The sequence below is a fragment of the Luteibacter aegosomatis genome (genome assembly GCF_023078455.1).
Classification (GTDB): Bacteria; Pseudomonadota; Gammaproteobacteria; order Xanthomonadales; family Rhodanobacteraceae; genus Luteibacter; species Luteibacter aegosomatis.
In genome coordinates, this window is the sequence record NZ_CP095740.1 from 2,620,045 (window position 1) to 2,636,386 (window position 16,342).

Consider the following 16,342-nt stretch of genomic DNA (forward strand, 5'->3'; position numbering starts at 1 on the left):
AGGCCCACGAACGGCCTCGATGCGATCTCGTCCAACATGTCCGCTCAATGACTTACCCGTCTCACGACGAGGGCGCGCACCATACGCAATTTCTTGCGAACGGGTCAACTCCTGCCCGCTGCGACGACGGCGTGGCCGTGACGGTCATGCTTCGTCCGATCGATTCTTGCCGGAATTACACATGTCTCATTACACCGGGCCGCTGCTCACCCGCGACATCGCCACCGACCTCCTCGCCGCCCGCGATGCCGGGAGTACGTCGTGGACGGGATCGTTCGACCTCGGGCGTTCGCAAAGCTCGGCCGTGCTCTCGCCGGACGGCTGGCGGTGGCATGACCGCGACCATCCGTACCCGTCCCGCCTCAGGGACCGCACGATCTACTACCTCGACGGTGAGGATTTCGAACCCGTTTCGCGGTTTTCGGGCTCGCTCATCAAGCTGGTGCCCACCGAGTGGGGTGCTCCCACCTTCGAGATCGACGGCATCAAGATGCTGCCCACCGCGAAGGAGTCGCCCCTCGACGATGCGCGGCGCAAGGTGGCGCTGGTCGAACCGCGCGGCAAGTCCGTGCTGGATACGTGCGGCGGCCTGGGCTATTTCGCGGCCTGCTGCCTCGATGCGGGCGTGGCGAGCATCCGTTCGTTCGAGAAGAACGACGACGTGCTGTGGCTTCGCACGATCAATGCCTGGTCGCCCGATCCGGCATCCGCCGAAAGCGGCGGCCGCCTGTCGCTCACCCACGCCGACGTCGCCGACGCCATCCAGGGCATCGCCGATGCCTCGATGGACGCCGTGCTGCACGATCCGCCTCGGTTCGGCATCGCAGGCGAGCTGTATTCCCAGGCGTTCTACGACCAGTTGGCCCGCGTGATACGGCGCGGCGGGCGCCTGTTCCACTACACCGGAAGCCCCAACAGGCTCACCAGCGGACGCGACGTGCCACGGGAAGTCGTCAAACGTCTCGAAAAAGCCGGCTTCGTCGCCCGTCCGGAACTCGACGGCGTCTTCGCCACCCGGCGCTGACGCACCGCCTACCGAAGGAGTGGGAGCGGATCCTGTCCGCAACCCTCGGGTTTTCCCGTCGCGGACGGGCCCAGGCATTCGGATGCGAGCGGTACATACCGCACGATGATCGCAAGGCTTCATTCGCACCGGGGGCCACCCTGAGGGTTCGCGGATAGGATCCGCTCCCACCCTTCGGTAGCTAACGTCACGAATGAGCCTCGCGTCACACAAATGCAATTGATAACGATTGTCATTTAGATATACTGCGCACCTCTTCGGTTCCGGCCCCTGTCCATGGATTGCCACGTCGGCCTGCTCAATTCGGTGCCCTCGCCGCTGCTGTGCGAGATGTTCGGCGCGGCCGGATACGGGTTCGTCGTGCTCGATCTCGAGCACCAGTTGCTCTCTCCAGGCGACCTCCAGCATGCGATTCGCGCCTGCGAGCTCGGCGGCTGCGAGCCCTGGGTACGCGTGCCCGAGGTCGATGCCAAGCTGATCGGCCGCGTGCTCGACGCGGGCGCGAAAGGCATCGTGATCTCCCGGCTCGAAACCGTCGAACAGGCGCGCCACGCCGTGGAAGCCGCGCACTTTCCGCCGCTGGGCAGGCGCGGCATCACCGGCGGGCGGGTGACGGGATTCGGCAAGGTGTCTCTGGCCGACTACATCGCAGCGTCGCGCGACGCGATCCGTATCGTACCGATGATCGAAAGCGAAGCAGGCATCGACGCCCTTCCCGGCATCCTCGCCGTGCCGGGTATCTGCCTCGTGATGGAAGGCGCGCTCGACCTCGCGCTCGACATGGGCCTGGGACCGGATCCGCTGCATCCGCGCGTGTGGCAACGCCTGCTCGACATCGCCGGGCATTGCGACGAAGCCGGCGTGCCGTTCTGTCCCAACCCCCGCACACCTCACCAGCGCGAGCACTGGCTCGCGCGACGCCCCCGCTGGCTGCTCGCCGGCGAGGACCGCGGCCTGCTGCTCGGCGCGCTGCGCGAACGGCGTCGCGAACTGGTTCCCGACGTTCAAACCACCCCTGCCTGAAGGACCGACCCTCCGTGCGTGCGATTCTGCGACTTTCCTGCCTCAGCCTTGCCGTCGGCGGCGCCCTCTTCGTCGACCCGGCCCATGCCGAGGACACCGATACGACCAAACCGCGCGATCTCCAGGCGGTGACGGTGCAAGGCAACGTGCTCGGCGCATCGAAAGCCGAAGACGTGCGCACGTACGCGGGAAGCCGCCAGGTGATCGACGCGAAGACGCTTTCGACCGGCGCCTACCGTTCCCTCGACGACGCCCTCCAGCACGTGCCCGGCATCAAGATCTTCGACGAGACCGGCACCGGCGCGTTGCCTCAGATCATGCTTCGCGGCCTGTACGAGAGCCGCAGCGGACGCGTGCAGGTGCTCGAGGACGGCATTCCGCTCTCGCTGGCCCCGTATGGCCAGACCAGCCTGTCGCTGTTCCCGGTCACCATGAACCAGGTGGATCGCATCGACGTCGTGCGCGGCGGCGCCGCCGTGCAGTACGGCCCCAATAACGTCGGCGGCGTGATCAACCTGGTGAGCAAGGCCATCCCCGAGGCATGGACGACCACGCTGGGCGAACGGGTCACCGCCGGCGGCAAGGGCACCTACCTGAAGGACACCAGCCTCAGCACCGGTGGCTATCTCACGCCGAGCTTCGGCATGCAGCTGGATGCCGATTGGCAGAAGGGTCGGTACTGGCGCGACCACAGCGACACCGACGTGAAGAACGTGCGCCTGCGCACCGAGTGGTGGGTCGACGACGACAAGCTCATCAAGGCGGACATCGGCCGTTACGTGGCCAATATCGATCTCGCCGGCGCGCTGTCGCCGGCCGACTATCGCGACAACCCGCGTCAGGCCACGCGCCCTCTCGACCGCTTCACCGGCCGCACCACGCGCAGTTCGCTCACCTACCAGCAGGATCTCGGCGCCTGGGGCCCGTTCGACCGCTCGCAGTTCGACTGGACGAACTTCGGCGCGGAAAGCTCGCGCAATTTCATCGTGGGAATGCGCCGCGCCTCCACCGAGACGTGGCGCTCCGACCTGCCGCCGCAACTACTTCAGAGCGCGCCGCGCGGTTTCAGCGTGTACGGCAGCGAACCGCGCGTGTCGCTGCACGTGGACGGCAGCGTCACCCAGACCATCACCGCCGGCGTGCGCGCCGAGCGCGAGGACATCGACTTCCTCGTCGGCAACACCGGCCTCGATAACGGCGTGTATACGCTGGTGCGCAACTGGAAGTTCAATGATCGCGCCTTCGCGGCCTATGTCAGCGACGCCATCGGTTTCCTCGACGATCGCCTCACGGTCACGCCGGGCATCCGTTACGAGCACCTGGACTCCGACTACCGCGACCTCTCCAGCGGCAAGACCACGCAGAACAACATCCGCAACGGCCTGCCCGGCCTTACCGTGGGCTACAAGCTGTCGTCCACGTGGTACGTGTACGCCGACGCGCAACGCTCGCTGCGTGCGCCGCAGGTCACCCAGATCGTGTTCGGCGACAACCTCGATTCCGAACTGGCCTGGAACTACGAAGCGGGCTTCCGCTACTTCCCCACCGAGGGCACCCGCCTCAACGTCGACGTGTACCGCATCGATTTCGACAAGCAGATCGTGCTGGACAACACCACGCGCACCTACGGCAACATCGGCAAGACCCGCCACCAGGGCGTCGAAGCCCAATTCGAATGGAGCCCCGCGAACCTTCGCGAGCTGAAGTTCGACGTGGGCTACGCCTACCTCGACGCCGCGCAGCAATCGGGTGCCTTCGAGGGCAAACGCGTGCCTTACACCTCGCGCAACCAGTACAACCTGGGCGCGTCCTACGACCTGGGCGAGACCACCTTCGCGCTGAACGGCTACTACTTCAGCAAGGCCTTTACGGACGCAGCGAACACGCCCATCGAGAACGCCATCGCCTCGGTGGGTCCGCTGCCTGCCTATGCGGTGTGGAACGCGCAGGTCACGCACACGTTCATGCGCAACGGCAGCAGCTCGCTGAAGGGTTCGCTGGCCGTGAACAACCTCGCCGACCGTCGCTATTACTTCCGCGGCATCGACACGAGCCCCTGGGGTCGCGAATCCGCGCCGGGCCGTACCTTCACGGCCGGCGTGGAGCTCGCTTTCTGAGCCTTCCGGCGCGCGGTGCGATTCCCTCGGGCCGCGTGCGGCACAACGTATCTCCCCACCAAGGTGAAGCTGGTCATGGACACGTTCCCGCTCGTCATCCTTACGCACGTCCGCCATCCGGCCGTCACCGAGGGATTCCTTCCCGCGGCCCATCGGCTGGGCCTGCCCACGGTGCTGCTCACCGACCACCGCATGGACCACCTGCGCCATTTCGATGCGCACCCCGGCGATGCGCCGGCAGCGATCCTCGAATGCGACGTCTTCAATCCGCTGAGCGCCATCGACGCGTTGCGCGGCGCGGGCATCCGGCCCGCCGCGGTGTTCTCCAACAGCGACCACCTGCAGGCCTCCACCGCGCTCGTGGCGGAAGGCTTCGGTCTTCCGGGCAAGGACTGGCGCACTTGCTACGCCGCGAAGAACAAGGCAGCCATGCGCGAGCGACTGCGCGAACGAGGCCTGCCGACGCCGTGGTTCCACAGCCTCGTCCCCGGCGCCACGCCCCCGCTCGATACCCCATGGCCCGTGGTGGCCAAGCCCCGTGAAGGCGTGGCCAGCATGGACGTGAGCCTGTGTGCCGACGCGCCTGCCCTCGAGCGCTACCTGCAAGCGTTCTGGCGCCGCCACCCGGGCCGCACGGTGCTGCTCGAGGCCTTCGTCCAAGGCCCGCTGTTCACGCTGGAAACGCTGGGCGACGGATACGGCATCCACGCGATCGGCGGCTTCGACGTGACGCTTTCGGCGCCGCCGCATTTCATCGAGCTGGAAGCCCGATGGAACGGTCCCGCCGTCACGCAGGGCAAGGGCGCCGCCCTCGCCCAGGTCGAAGCGTTCGGCGTGGGCTTCGGCATCTGCCACAGCGAGTTCATCCTCACCGACGACGGCCCGGTGCTGGTGGAGATCAACTACCGAAGCATCGGCGACGGCCGCGAATTCATGCTCGATCGCATGCATGGCGGCCGGTGGTTCGAAACGATCCTGCGCCCGCATCTCGGTCACCCGGTCGCGCTACCCGAGGCGGTGCACAGGCATGCGCGGGTCGAGTACGTCGTCGCGACCGAAGAAGGCCGCATCGACGCGGCGAGCGGCGATCGTTCGCACTGCGATGCCTCATCCTACGTGGATTACCGCGCCCTGCGTCACGAAGGCGACACGATACGGCTGACGCATTCCAACAAGGACTACCTCGGCATTCTCCATGTAGTCGGCGACGACGAAGCCAGGCTCGACGACGCGCTGCACGCGATGCGGTCCACGCTCCGTTGGGATATCGCCACGACGGAAGCCGCCGCATGACTGCCCGTCCCCGGCCGGTGTCCACGGACGAAGCCTACGTCGCCCGGCGCATCGTCGACTGCTGCCTGCGCGAAGACCTGCGGGGCCTGATCGAACGCGGCCGCCGCGCCGAACCCGACGCCGCGCTGCTGCGCGCATGGCCGCACGAGGCGCCTCCCTTCTGGTGGCGCGTCGCACACCTGCCGGGCGGCATGTTGTGGATTCCCGCCGAACCCCGCGACTACATGCAGGCCATCGGCACGTCGAGCCATGGATGGCTGCATGAGCGCGACGGTGTCGCCCGCTACGAAGACGATGCCGCGCGCTGGCTCGAACGACTCGGCGAGGCCCTCGACGACGACACCGTCGCCCTGCATCGGCAATACGCCGAGGAAGCCGCCTGTGCCGCCGCCCATCGACGGCTCGCCCGCGAAGGCTATGCCGCACATGCGGATCGCCTCGTCGCGGCGTTGACGCACGCCGACGACACCGAGCGCGCACTGCTCTGCGACCAGGTGGCGAGCTATCGGGATCACCCGTTCTATCCCACGGCGCGCGCCAAGTCGGGCTTCGGCGACGACGACCTGCGCGCCTACGCTCCCGAATTCGCCCCGACGTTCGCGCTGTGCTGGCTCGCCGTGCCGAAGGCCTCGTTGACCCTGACCACGCCCGCGCCTTCGTTCTGGCCGTCGATGGCCGACGTGGGCCTGCCGCCGGGCCTGGAGGCCACCCACGCCGTCCTGCCCGTGCATCCGCTGACCTGGGATCGCCTGGACGCGTTCGAACTGCCCGAAGGCACGCTGCGTGCGCCGGATCGCTTTCTCTCCGTGCGCCCGACGCTTTCCGTACGCACCGTGGTGCCGGTGGCGCATCCCCGCCATCACGTGAAGCTGCCCCTGCTCATGCGCACGCTGGGCGCGCTCAACCTGCGCCTCATCAAGCCGTCGACGATCTACGACGGGCACTGGTTCGAACGCGTGCTGCGTCACCTCGGCGACACCGATCCCGCCCTGCGTGGGCGCTACGTGCACGTGGACGAGTCCCATGGCGGCCATGCCGACGAAGCGCGCCACCTCGCCTACATCGTGCGCACCTATCCCGCCTCGCAAGGCGAAACGCTGGTTCCCGTGGCCGCCTTCTGCGCTCCCATGCCCGACGGAAGGCCGCTCGCCCTGCACGTGGCCGATCGCTTCCACCGAGGCGACGTGTCGGCATGGTGGAGCGCCTACGTCGCGCTGATGTGCGACATCCATCTGCGGCTGTGGCTCCGCCACGGCATCGCGCTCGAATCGAACCAGCAGAACGCGGTGCTCGCGTATCGACACAATGGTCCGCCCGTCCTGTTGATGAAGGACAACGACGCCGCCCGCGTGCGGCTGGATCGCCTCCACGCCACCTCGCCGTCGCTGAAGGATCTGGGTCTTCCGCGCGATCCCCGCATTTCCGTCGATGGCGACGACGCGCTCGCGCGCATGTTCTGCACCATCACGCTCCAGCTCTGCCTGCTCGCGGTGCTGGAAGGCGTGGCGGAACACGCACCCGGATGGCGCCGTCCCTTCTACGCCGTGTTGGCAGGCACGCTCGACCGGACCCTGCAAACGCTCGCCGCCGAAGGCATCGACGTTTCGCCGGCGCGGCGCCTGCTCGATGGCGAAACGCTCCCCGTGAAATACCTGCTTAGCGCGGGCAGCCTGCTCAGCAAGCAGGCCACCGGCGCTACCGACATCAACAAGTTCTACGGCGACAGCGGCCCCAACTTCATGCGCGATCCCGCGTTGCGCGGAGCACGCTGATGCGCGTGCTGGGGCCGGTGCTGGCCGCGCACTACCTCGCGGCCTTCACCGCGCTGGGCATGCCCGTGTTCATGCCGCGCGTGCTGGCGCAGATGGCGCCGCATGCGCCGGCCTGGCTCGCCGGCGTGCTCTACGTGCTGCCGACGATCTGCACGGCATGGACCGCCACCATCTGGGGACGACTCGCGGACCGTTACGGCAGGCGGCTGTCGTTGCTGCGCGCGCAGGCCGGTCTCGCGCTCGGCTTTACCCTGGCCGGTTTCGCACCGAACCTCGCCTGGTTCGTGGTGGCCCTGGTGATCCAGGGCACATGCGGCGGCTCGTTGGCCGCCGCCAACGCCTACCTCGCCACGCAGTTCGGACGCGAGGCGCCGCGAGGTTCCCTCGCGCGGGCGCTGGACTGGACGCAGTTCTCCGCACGGCTGGCGATGGTGTCCGCACCCGCGCTACTCGGGCTGGCGATGGGCTGGGGTGCGGCGCAGGGCCTGTATCGCTACCTCGCCTTGTTACCGCTGGCCGCCTTCGCGGTGACCCTGGCCTTGCCGAAAGACCGGCCGCACGCGGGGAGCGCCGTGGTCGCACGTGTCGCCCCCACCTGGCGCGACTGGAGCGGACTGCTCGCGGTTCAATTCCTGTTCTGCTTCGCGATGGTGGTCACCTTTCCGTACTTCGTACCCTACGCCGAACACCTCGGCATCGCCCACGACGCCACGGCGGGCCTGCTCTACAGTCTTCCGCACCTGGTCTACCTGGTGGCGCTGCCGTGGTGGCGCGGCTCGGCGGTATCGCCGCAACGTCCGCTGCTGATCGGGCTCGCGATGTTCTCCGTCGCCTGCCTCATCCAGGCGTGGACGAACGCCGCCCCATGGATCGCACCCGCGCGCTGCCTTTACGGCGCGGGCATGCTGCTGGCCATCGGCGGGCTCAATCGCGCGCTGGGCGCGCGCGCCGGCGGGGGCAACGCCGGCCACGTCTTCGGCTTGTTCGATGCCTGCGGCAAGTGGGCCGGTGCGCTCGGCGGCCTCGCCGCGGGCGTCCTCGTGTCGCGCATCGATCTCTCCGCTCCCTTCGCCGCCGCCACGCTCGCCGGCCTCGCCGCCGTGGCCGCTGCCGCCTACGTCTTCCGTCCCCCGAAGAGGCCGCTCCATGTCCCCGCTAGCGATACGTGAACAGTGGAACCAGGCGCAAGCCGAAGCGCAGGCCATCGCCTGCTGGCTCAACTGCTATCTGCGCGAGTTCGCCCTGCCGCGCGCGCAGGTCGAACTGGACGATGGGAGCCGTGACGTACCCTCCGGGTTGCTTCACGGCGAAGGGCACCTGCTGCGCATCCACTTCGCCGATCCCGGGTACCTGCTCTGCGTTCGCATCCGGCGACGCAGCCGCCTGGGCCGTTGCGACTACGCCTCGCCGCCCTACCTGAAATCGCCGGGCGAGCCCTGGCGTTGCGCCGATGCCGCCACCGTCGTGCACTTCCTGCTCGAACGGCTGGCGCCCGAATGCGGCTTCAACGCCGAGTTGCACGCGCAGACGATGAACAGCGTCGCGATCGCCCGCGAGTTGCTCGCCCGTTCGCTCGACGTTCCGCCCACCGGCGATACCTTGCTCGACGCCGAACAAGGCATGCTCTGGGGCCACGCCATGCATCCCACGCCAAAGAGCCGCGAGGGGCTTCCGTTACCGGTGGTGCTGGATGCATCTCCTGAAGTACGCGCACGCGTGCCCCTGTTCTGGTTTCGCATCGATCCCCGACTGTTTCGCGGGCGGGGGCGTGACGTCCGCGCCACGCTGGAGAAGGTCTCGGGTGCCGCCGACCTTTATCCTTGCCACCCCTGGGAGGCCGAACGCCTGCTCGCCCAGCCGCCGATGCGCGCCGCCATCGCGGCGGGCTGGATCGAGCCGCTGGGCGCCATGGGCGAAGCGCTTCACCCGACGTCGTCCGTGCGCACGATGTACCACCCGGACCTGGACTATTTCCTCAAGCTCTCCATCCACGTGCGCCTGACCAACTGCGTGCGCAAGAACGCGTGGTACGAGCTGGAAAGCGCCGTGGCGCTCACCACCCTGCTCGCCCCGGTGTGGCGCGACGTGGCCCGGCAGGTACCCGGTTTCGACGTGATGGCGGAACCCGCGGCCACCACGCTGGATTTCGGTCCGTTCGCCGACGACGCCGATGCGTTGCGCGAGCTCACCGAGGGGTTCGGCGTGCTCTATCGCGATAACCTCACGCGCGTGCAGCGCACGCGTTACCGGCCTCAGGTCGCCGGTGCGCTGTTCACCGTGGACCGCGACGGCCGAAGCATCTGCCGCGGGATGGTCGAACGCCTCGGCGGCCCCTATGCCCCCATGGCGCTGTGCTGGTTCGACGCCTACGCGTCGCTGCTCCTCGACGGCACCTGGCTGGCTTTCTTCCGACACGGCGTGGTGCTGGAGCCGCATCTCCAGAACACCGTGATCGGCTTCGATCGCGGCGTGCCGGCGCGCGTCTGGATTCGCGACCTGGAGGGCACCAAGCTCGTCGACGGAGCCTGGCCGCCGGAACGTCTCGACGGACTGTCGCAACGCGCTCGCGCCTCCGTGCTCTACGCGATGGAACTGGGCTGGAAACGCATCGCCTATTGCGCCCTGGTGAACAACCTCGCCGAGGCGATCTTCCATCTTTCCGGCGACGACGCGGATCTCGAAAGCCTGATGTGGCAAGCCGTCGCCGACATCGCCGAGCGCTGGCAAGCCCGATACGGCAGGCAGCCGCTGCTGGAAGGACTGATCGACGGGGAACCGCTGCCCAGTAAGAACAACCTGCGCACGCGCCTGTTCAAGCGGGCCGACCGCGATTCGGATTACACCGACCTGCCCAGCCCCATCGGCGCGTCGTCGCCTTCGCGGGTCGTCGCATGAATCCTTACGCCTCGCTGCCACGCCTGCGCGCCGCATGGGACGAACTGCGAAGGGAAGCCGACGAACCCGTCTGCGCCTACGTCTACGACCTCGACGCGCTGGCCCTGCACGCACGCTGGATGCGCGAGACCCTGCCCGAAGGCTGCGAGCTGTATTACGCGGCCAAGGCCAATGCCGATGCACCTATCCTCGGCGCGCTGGCGCCCTGGGTGGACGGCTTCGAAGCCGCCTCGGGAGGCGAGTTGCGTTGGCTGCGCGAGCACCAGCCCGGCAAGCCTCTGCTGTTCGGCGGTCCGGGCAAGCTGGACAGCGAACTGGCCTACGCCGTCGCCGAGCCGGGATGCACGCTTCACGTGGAGAGCCTGGGCGAACTCCGTCGACTCGCGGCCATCGTGGCACGCGCGTCGCACGGGGCACGCGTGTTCCTGCGCATGAACATCGGCGTGGACGGCGTCGGCGACACGCGCCTCATGATGGGTGGCAAGCCCACCCCGTTCGGCATGGACGAAGCCGATCTCCCCGCGGCCATCGCACTGTTGCGGGAACACCCGTCGCTGACCCTGGAAGGTTTCCATTTTCACCTGATGTCGCATCAGCGTGACGCGGACGTACAACTTCGCCTCGTCTACGCCTATCTCGACGCGGTGCATCGTTGGCAACGCGAATACGGGATCGCGGTGCATACCGTCAATGCCGGCGGCGGCTTCGGTGTGGACTATGCCGACCCTTCGCGATCGTTCGACTGGGCGGCGTTCTGCCGGGGCCTGCGACGCATGCAGTCGGATCGCGGCGAAACCCTGCGCTTGCGCTTCGAACCGGGCCGCTTCATGAGCGTGGCCTGCGGCTGGTACGTGATGGAGGTGCTCGACATCAAGCGTAGCCACGGCGAGTGGTTCGCCGTGGCTCGCGGGGGCACGCATCACTTCCGCACGCCACCGGCGCAGGGGCATGACCATCCCTTCGTCGTGCTGCGGGGCTCGGGCACTCCCTCGCTGAACGGCGAGCGCGTCACCCTGGTCGGCCAGCTCTGCACGCCCAAGGACGTACTGGCACGTTCCCAACCCGTCGACGCGCTCGCCGTGGGCGACTGCCTGGCTTTTCCGCTGGCCGGCGCCTATGCCTGGAACATCTCGCACCAGAACTTCCTGATGCATGCGCCGCCGCGGATGGTGTACCTGTCGTCACGGGTGGTGGAAGCCGCCTGAGCGTCGGCGCGGAAAACGTTGCACGCCGGATACCCTGCCCTTCGTCGTCGCAATACTCAGCGAATCCACGCCAGAAAATCAGGCTTTTCCTTAGCGTCTCGCATGAACGAGCTTCCTAGGCTGGAACCACCGGCGCCCTGCCCGCCGGCCATCACCCCAGGGAGTCCATCATGTCAAAGAACATACTCGTCGTCCTGCCTTACAGCGGGCGCGCCTTCGGCGGCGGCGTCGCCGTCTTCAATGAGGAGCTGTGCAAAGCGCTCGGCGACGATAACGATGTCAAGCTGCTGACGTTCGATCTGTGGAATTCGACGGACCAGAAGTCGATCAATCCGTCTTCCGGGAGCCACAAGGCCGAGATCATCTACATCAACGACGTCACGCGTCGTGAACTGGCCAACCCCAGGGGCGACGACGCGGAGCGTGCGAAGCTCTACGACGAAATCAACGATCCTTCCATCCTGTTCGCACGGGATTGGGCGAAGGATCTCGGGCCGGAATGGAAGCCCGACATCATCATCGGCCATTCGCGCTTTTCCGGTCCCGCCGCCATCCGGATAAAACAGACGCTCTTTCCGAGCGCGTACGTGCAGTATTTCCTCCATTCCTACCCGGTCGAGGGCACCGTGCTGGTCGGGCACAAGGCCTATGGCGAGGACATCGACCAGCGAACCGCCGCGAAGAAACTCGAGGACGAACGCCATTGGATGGCCCAGGCCGACATGATCGTACCCGTGGGCGGTTTGCTGCGGGCCGGTGCGAAGCTTCTCGTCGGTACCCACCCGGTGCGCATCCACGAGTGCATCGGCGGCGCCGAGATCCATGCGATCGACGAGCGCAGGGCGCCGGACGACGGCCACTTCCACCTGCTTTTCAACGGCCGCGCCAATGCTCCCATCAAGGGCCTGGACGACATCCTCGTGGCCGCCGGACGCTTGAACGTCATGGCAGACGAGTACGCGGAGAAGGACAAGGAAAAGGTGAAGCCCTTCCCGACGATCGACATCCACGTGCGGTACTGGCAGGAGAAGACGATCACCCTTGGCGACGCGAAAAAACCCGGTAACGACCCGACGAACGTCGACGTGAACACCGTCCAGGAGTACGTCGACGGCACGCTCCGCAAGCTCGACGGCGATAAACGTCCGATCCCCCGCAAGGTGAGCCTGAAGATTCACGGCATATCGGACAACATCATGAGGGACATGCTCGCATCGCATGCGGTGCTCATGCCGTCCTACATCGAGCACTTCGGCCTCGTGCCCGGCGAGGCGTTGGCGCTCGGCGTGCCCGTACTCATGAACGAAGTGAGCGGCGCGGCGTTTTTCTTCTCGGACTCCAAGCGCTTCGGCGACGCCGGCAAGGCCTTCGTCGTACCCGATTTCTGCGAGCGGATCAGCCCCTCGCGGCCAGAAAGGTTCCTCGATCCGGGCGTCGTTGCCGTGGACGCGTATGAGAACCGCGACGAAGCCTGGGCAAACGCCATGCTGGACCTGGTCGAGCACCTGGGCGAGCGTATCGAACAGGCCGCGGAGATCGGCCGGATCCTGCAAAAGGACTACACCTGGAAACACTGCGCCAAGGCGCTCGTCGCCGCGGCCGCGATAACCTACGGCAGCTATCCGATCACCCAGCAAGGCCCTGGCGGCTCGCTCTGGAACGAGCAAAGCGAGCCGCTGACGACGACGTGATCCGATCGATCGGCGTCACTCCGGCGACAGGGCACGAACACGGGGCCCTGTCCCGGCTCTTCGGTCGTCAGGAACTTTCCCGTTCGCTTCCGTAACCAAACGGTATCGCGGCGCGAATTCACCCCCATGACCCCGGCATCGGCAAGAGCATGAATCGGCGACAAGCCCTTGCGGCGTTCGGCACGGGGCTGGCCGCCATCGCGGCCGCCGCCGTGAGCCGTGAAGCCGCGAAGCGCCCGTCCGACACCTCGCTCGACGTCACGGGCGGCCGGATCGACGTCGTCTTCGACGACGCGCAAGGCCTCGATCGCGACAGGGTGCTTGGCTGGGTACGCCAGAGCGCGAGGGCGATCGAAACCTATTTCGGCCGGTATCCGGCGGCCCGACACGTGATCGTCGTCGACGTTCAGGAAGGCGCCCAGGTGGGCCATGCGACGACGTGGGGTGGGAACGGATCGTCCCTCACCCGCATCCACGTCGGTCGCGAAGCCGATGCCGATACGTTCGCTCGCGACTGGGTCATGGTGCACGAGATGGTCCACGCCTCCCTGCCCGACCTGCCACGTCGCGCGCTCTGGTTGCAGGAGGGCAGCGCAACCTGGGTCGAACCCATCGCGCGGGTCCAGGCGGGCCAGCTTCCGCCCGAAGCGATCTGGTCGCAGGCCGTCGCCGGCATGCCGAAGGGCCAACCCGGTGCCGATGCGGGCGGCATGGACGGCACCGAGGCCTGGGGCCGTCTCTACTGGGGCGGCGCCACCTTCTGGTTGCGTGCCGAGATCGCCATCCACGAAGCCAGCCATGGCACGCGCGGCCTGCGCGACGCATTGCGTGCCATCGCCCGGTCCAGCCGCGGCAACGTCGTGGCATGGACGCCCGAACGGATGATGCGCGAGGGCGACGCGGCCGTGGGCAACGACGCCTTGTCGTCCCTGTATCGGACCTTCGCCACCCGTAGCGTGTCGACGAACCTCGACGCGCTGTTCGCACGACTCGGCGTAGAACCGACGCCTCACGGCATCGCTTTCGACGATCGGGCTCCCCTTGCCGCGCTGCGCCGCAAGATCGGCGAAGCCGGGCCGGGATGATTTTCCCACGCACGGAGACATGCCATGACCCGCAAGACCCTGTACGTCGAGTTGCACGCGAAACCCGGCAAGGAGGCCGAACTGGCCGATTTCCTGAAGAGCGCCCAGCCCCTGGCCGTCGCGGAAACGGGCACGGTGACGTGGTTCGCCGTCCGCTTCGACGAACGCACGTTCGCCATCTTCGATGCCTTCGACGACGAGGCCGGTCGCGACGCCCACCTCAACGGCGATATCGCCAAGGCGCTCATGGGGCGCGCCGACGACCTGCTCGCCTCCGCGCCGCAGATTCGCAAGGCCGACGTGCTCGCCGACAAGCTTCCCGGCAGGTAACGGCAGCCACACGCTCAAGCCGGGGCTCCCGCGGCCGATAACCGATCCATCGGAACCGTCCGCAGGAAGCCCGGCATGATCGATCCCCTCCGACCGAATCCCGCATCGCAGGCGACGCTGACCCAGGGCTGGGTGGCGCGCCTTTCCTCGGCCGTGTCGAACGTGCGCGTCGCCGCCGCGCCGACGCCGTCGGTGCGCTTCACCGTCAGCGATGGCACCCCGCCGGGCGATCCGACGTATGCCGCCGCCCTCGCGGATCCGGCCAAGGCGTATTCGAACGATGCGCTGGCCGCACTGCTCGATCGCAACGCCGATGCCGCCACCGCCTCGGGCCAGTTCGCGAGCCTCGGCAAGGCCTTGCTCACGCGCTTCGGCGCCGACGGCGGCGACCTGTCGCTGGCCACGACGCCCGCCGCCACCGTCGACGGACCGGCACCCGTGCACGCCGGGCCCGATTCGGACGCATCGCTCTCGATACGCACGACGGGCGGCGCCACCGTCAAGGTCACGCTCCATCATGGCGACGACGGCCTGTCCATCGCGATGAAGAGCGACGGCCCGCTGAGCGACGACGACCGCCAGGCGGTGTCGAAACTCGCCGGTGCCTTCCAGGATGCGCTCGACGGCCTGGGTGCCTCCCCGCCCCGGCTGGCGCTCGACGGGCTGATGGGCAACGATCCGCGGCTCGCGTCGGTGGACTTCGACGCGAAGGTGGACGATGGCCAGGGCAAGCCGCAGACCCTCGCATTCCACGCCGGCAGCGACACGCGCAGTCTCAAGGTCGACGGTCCCACGGGCACGCTGAGCGTCGGCATCGACATGACGTCGCCCGCCCTGTGGGGAAACCAGGCGCAACGGCAGGCCTCCGTCGCCAACTATCTCGCCCAGATCGACGATGCCGCGCAGCGCGGTCATGGCGACGCCTCGCTCATCGCGATGTTCAAGGACGCGTTCGGCCAGATGAACTCGAATTACCCATCCGCGCCGGATGCATCGGCGGTCGGTCCCAAGGTCGGCCAGGGCGACCACGCGGCCCTGACCGGCCTGGCCGACTTCACGGCATCGTTGAGCCAGGCCACCTCGGCTCCCAACCCGCTGAGATCGAACGAGATGGACACCTTCAGCTACGACCTCGCGCAGCAGTCGCGCCTGGGCGGCCTCGACGACGCCTCGCGGACCATCGACCAGCACCAGTCGTCGCACCTGAAAGCCAGCTACCACCAGGCGCTGTCGGCCGACGCCACCTTGCAGCTGACCGAGGATCCCAACTCGCAGAACTACCTCTATCGGCTGATCGACGACAGCGCGAGCGCCGATACGCACATCGCCTACGACAAGGGCGAGCTCGCGGAGGCCTCCGTCACGCGCACGGCGAACCAGAGCACGCACGACATGAAGTACGTGCTCAACCGGCTGGTGGAAGACACCACCACGCCGTCGACCCGATCACGAACCGACGATCTGCGGGCGCTGATCACCCCGGCGTTGCTCGGGAACGGCCGGTCCGGGTTTTCGCCGGCATCGCTCGCCCGTGCCCACGCGGATATCGCGCTGACGTCCGAGCCTTATCTGCTCGGCCCCGCGTCGCCGACCGCCTCGCCGTAGGCACCGGCCTGCGCCGGTGCGACGGGCTCGCGAAGGCGTGGCGCCTGGGCATGCCGGTCCTTACGACGGGTCGTCCGGTTATCGCGAAATCCTCCGAGACCGGGCGCCGTTGGACGAAAAGCGCTTCCTTTGACGAAACGCGTTCGCAATCATTTGCGAATATGAGGTTTTTGTTCGGAAACGGCTTGTCACTCAAGTGACGGTGGCGTTATGTTGGTGTTACGCCGTCATGTCCAGGGGATTGGACGGCGCGGGTTTCCCCACCCTCCCCAATTCAAACCCCACAGGATGGTGCCTTCCCC

The 16,342-nt window shown here is 67.5% G+C and carries 12 protein-coding genes; all 12 read left to right on the top strand.

The window, feature by feature from the left end:
• Positions 1-181 precede the first annotated feature (181 nt).
• The 12 genes from L2Y94_RS11555 to L2Y94_RS11610 all read left to right on the top strand — a co-directional run bounded on the left by L2Y94_RS11555 (position 182) and on the right by L2Y94_RS11610 (position 16,040).
• Positions 182-1,024, top strand: coding sequence for a class I SAM-dependent methyltransferase (locus L2Y94_RS11555; protein ID WP_247366585.1), 843 nt, complete (start codon positions 182-184; stop codon positions 1,022-1,024).
• Positions 1,025-1,300: 276 nt separating this feature from the next.
• A complete protein-coding gene (locus L2Y94_RS11560; RefSeq protein WP_247366586.1) occupies positions 1,301-2,047 on the top strand; it encodes an HpcH/HpaI aldolase family protein in 747 nt (248 codons plus the stop codon).
• Positions 2,048-2,073: 26 nt separating this feature from the next.
• Complete coding sequence (locus L2Y94_RS11565) at positions 2,074-4,164, top strand: TonB-dependent receptor family protein (protein WP_425602463.1); 2,091 nt, start codon at positions 2,074-2,076, stop codon at positions 4,162-4,164.
• 75 nt (positions 4,165-4,239) lie between these two features.
• Positions 4,240-5,457 (top strand): siderophore biosynthesis protein PvsA, encoded by a 1,218-nt coding sequence (locus tag L2Y94_RS21345; protein ID WP_345779990.1) that lies wholly within the window; start codon positions 4,240-4,242, stop codon positions 5,455-5,457.
• Entirely contained in the window at positions 5,454-7,229 is a 1,776-nt protein-coding gene (locus L2Y94_RS11575; RefSeq protein WP_247366587.1) for an IucA/IucC family protein, read from the top strand. The genes L2Y94_RS21345 and L2Y94_RS11575 overlap by 4 nt, the downstream gene beginning before the upstream one ends.
• Positions 7,226-8,398, top strand: a complete 1,173-nt coding sequence (locus tag L2Y94_RS11580) for an MFS transporter (RefSeq protein WP_247375218.1) — start codon at positions 7,226-7,228, stop codon at positions 8,396-8,398. The genes L2Y94_RS11575 and L2Y94_RS11580 overlap by 4 nt, the downstream gene beginning before the upstream one ends.
• Positions 8,376-10,124 (top strand): IucA/IucC family protein, encoded by a 1,749-nt coding sequence (locus L2Y94_RS11585; protein WP_247366588.1) that lies wholly within the window; start codon positions 8,376-8,378, stop codon positions 10,122-10,124. Before L2Y94_RS11580 ends, L2Y94_RS11585 begins: the two co-directional genes overlap by 23 nt.
• A complete protein-coding gene (locus L2Y94_RS11590) occupies positions 10,121-11,329 on the top strand; it encodes a type III PLP-dependent enzyme (RefSeq protein ID WP_247366589.1) in 1,209 nt (402 codons plus the stop codon). The genes L2Y94_RS11585 and L2Y94_RS11590 overlap by 4 nt, the downstream gene beginning before the upstream one ends.
• 170 nt (positions 11,330-11,499) lie before the next feature.
• On the top strand, positions 11,500-13,020 hold the full coding sequence (locus L2Y94_RS11595; RefSeq protein WP_247366590.1) for a glycosyltransferase: 1,521 nt from the start codon (positions 11,500-11,502) through the stop codon (positions 13,018-13,020).
• A gap of 149 nt (positions 13,021-13,169) precedes the next feature.
• Entirely contained in the window at positions 13,170-14,105 is a 936-nt protein-coding gene (locus L2Y94_RS11600) for a gluzincin family metallopeptidase (RefSeq protein WP_247366591.1), read from the top strand.
• A gap of 24 nt (positions 14,106-14,129) precedes the next feature.
• Positions 14,130-14,435, top strand: coding sequence for a putative quinol monooxygenase (locus tag L2Y94_RS11605; protein ID WP_247366592.1), 306 nt, complete (start codon positions 14,130-14,132; stop codon positions 14,433-14,435).
• A gap of 75 nt (positions 14,436-14,510) precedes the next feature.
• Positions 14,511-16,040 carry a hypothetical protein gene (locus L2Y94_RS11610; RefSeq protein WP_247366593.1) on the top strand — a complete coding sequence of 510 codons (1,530 nt, stop codon included), beginning with the start codon at positions 14,511-14,513 and terminating at the stop codon, positions 16,038-16,040.
• The last annotated feature ends 302 nt before the right edge of the window (positions 16,041-16,342 follow it).

Excerpts from the sequence above, each read along its gene's own strand:
- L2Y94_RS11555 (WP_247366585.1), top strand. The coding sequence starts at position 182 with ATGTCTCATTACACCGGGCCGCTGCTCACCCGCGACATCGCCACCGAC.
- L2Y94_RS11560 (WP_247366586.1), top strand. The coding sequence starts at position 1,301 with ATGGATTGCCACGTCGGCCTGCTCAATTCGGTGCCCTCGCCGCTGCTG.
- L2Y94_RS21345 (WP_345779990.1), top strand. The coding sequence starts at position 4,240 with ATGGACACGTTCCCGCTCGTCATCCTTACGCACGTCCGCCATCCGGCC.
- L2Y94_RS11575 (WP_247366587.1), top strand. The coding sequence starts at position 5,454 with ATGACTGCCCGTCCCCGGCCGGTGTCCACGGACGAAGCCTACGTCGCC.
- L2Y94_RS11585 (WP_247366588.1), top strand. The coding sequence starts at position 8,376 with ATGTCCCCGCTAGCGATACGTGAACAGTGGAACCAGGCGCAAGCCGAA.
- L2Y94_RS11590 (WP_247366589.1), top strand. The coding sequence starts at position 10,121 with ATGAATCCTTACGCCTCGCTGCCACGCCTGCGCGCCGCATGGGACGAA.
- L2Y94_RS11595 (WP_247366590.1), top strand. The coding sequence starts at position 11,500 with ATGTCAAAGAACATACTCGTCGTCCTGCCTTACAGCGGGCGCGCCTTC.
- L2Y94_RS11600 (WP_247366591.1), top strand. The coding sequence starts at position 13,170 with ATGAATCGGCGACAAGCCCTTGCGGCGTTCGGCACGGGGCTGGCCGCC.
- L2Y94_RS11605 (WP_247366592.1), top strand. The coding sequence starts at position 14,130 with ATGACCCGCAAGACCCTGTACGTCGAGTTGCACGCGAAACCCGGCAAG.
- L2Y94_RS11610 (WP_247366593.1), top strand. The coding sequence starts at position 14,511 with ATGATCGATCCCCTCCGACCGAATCCCGCATCGCAGGCGACGCTGACC.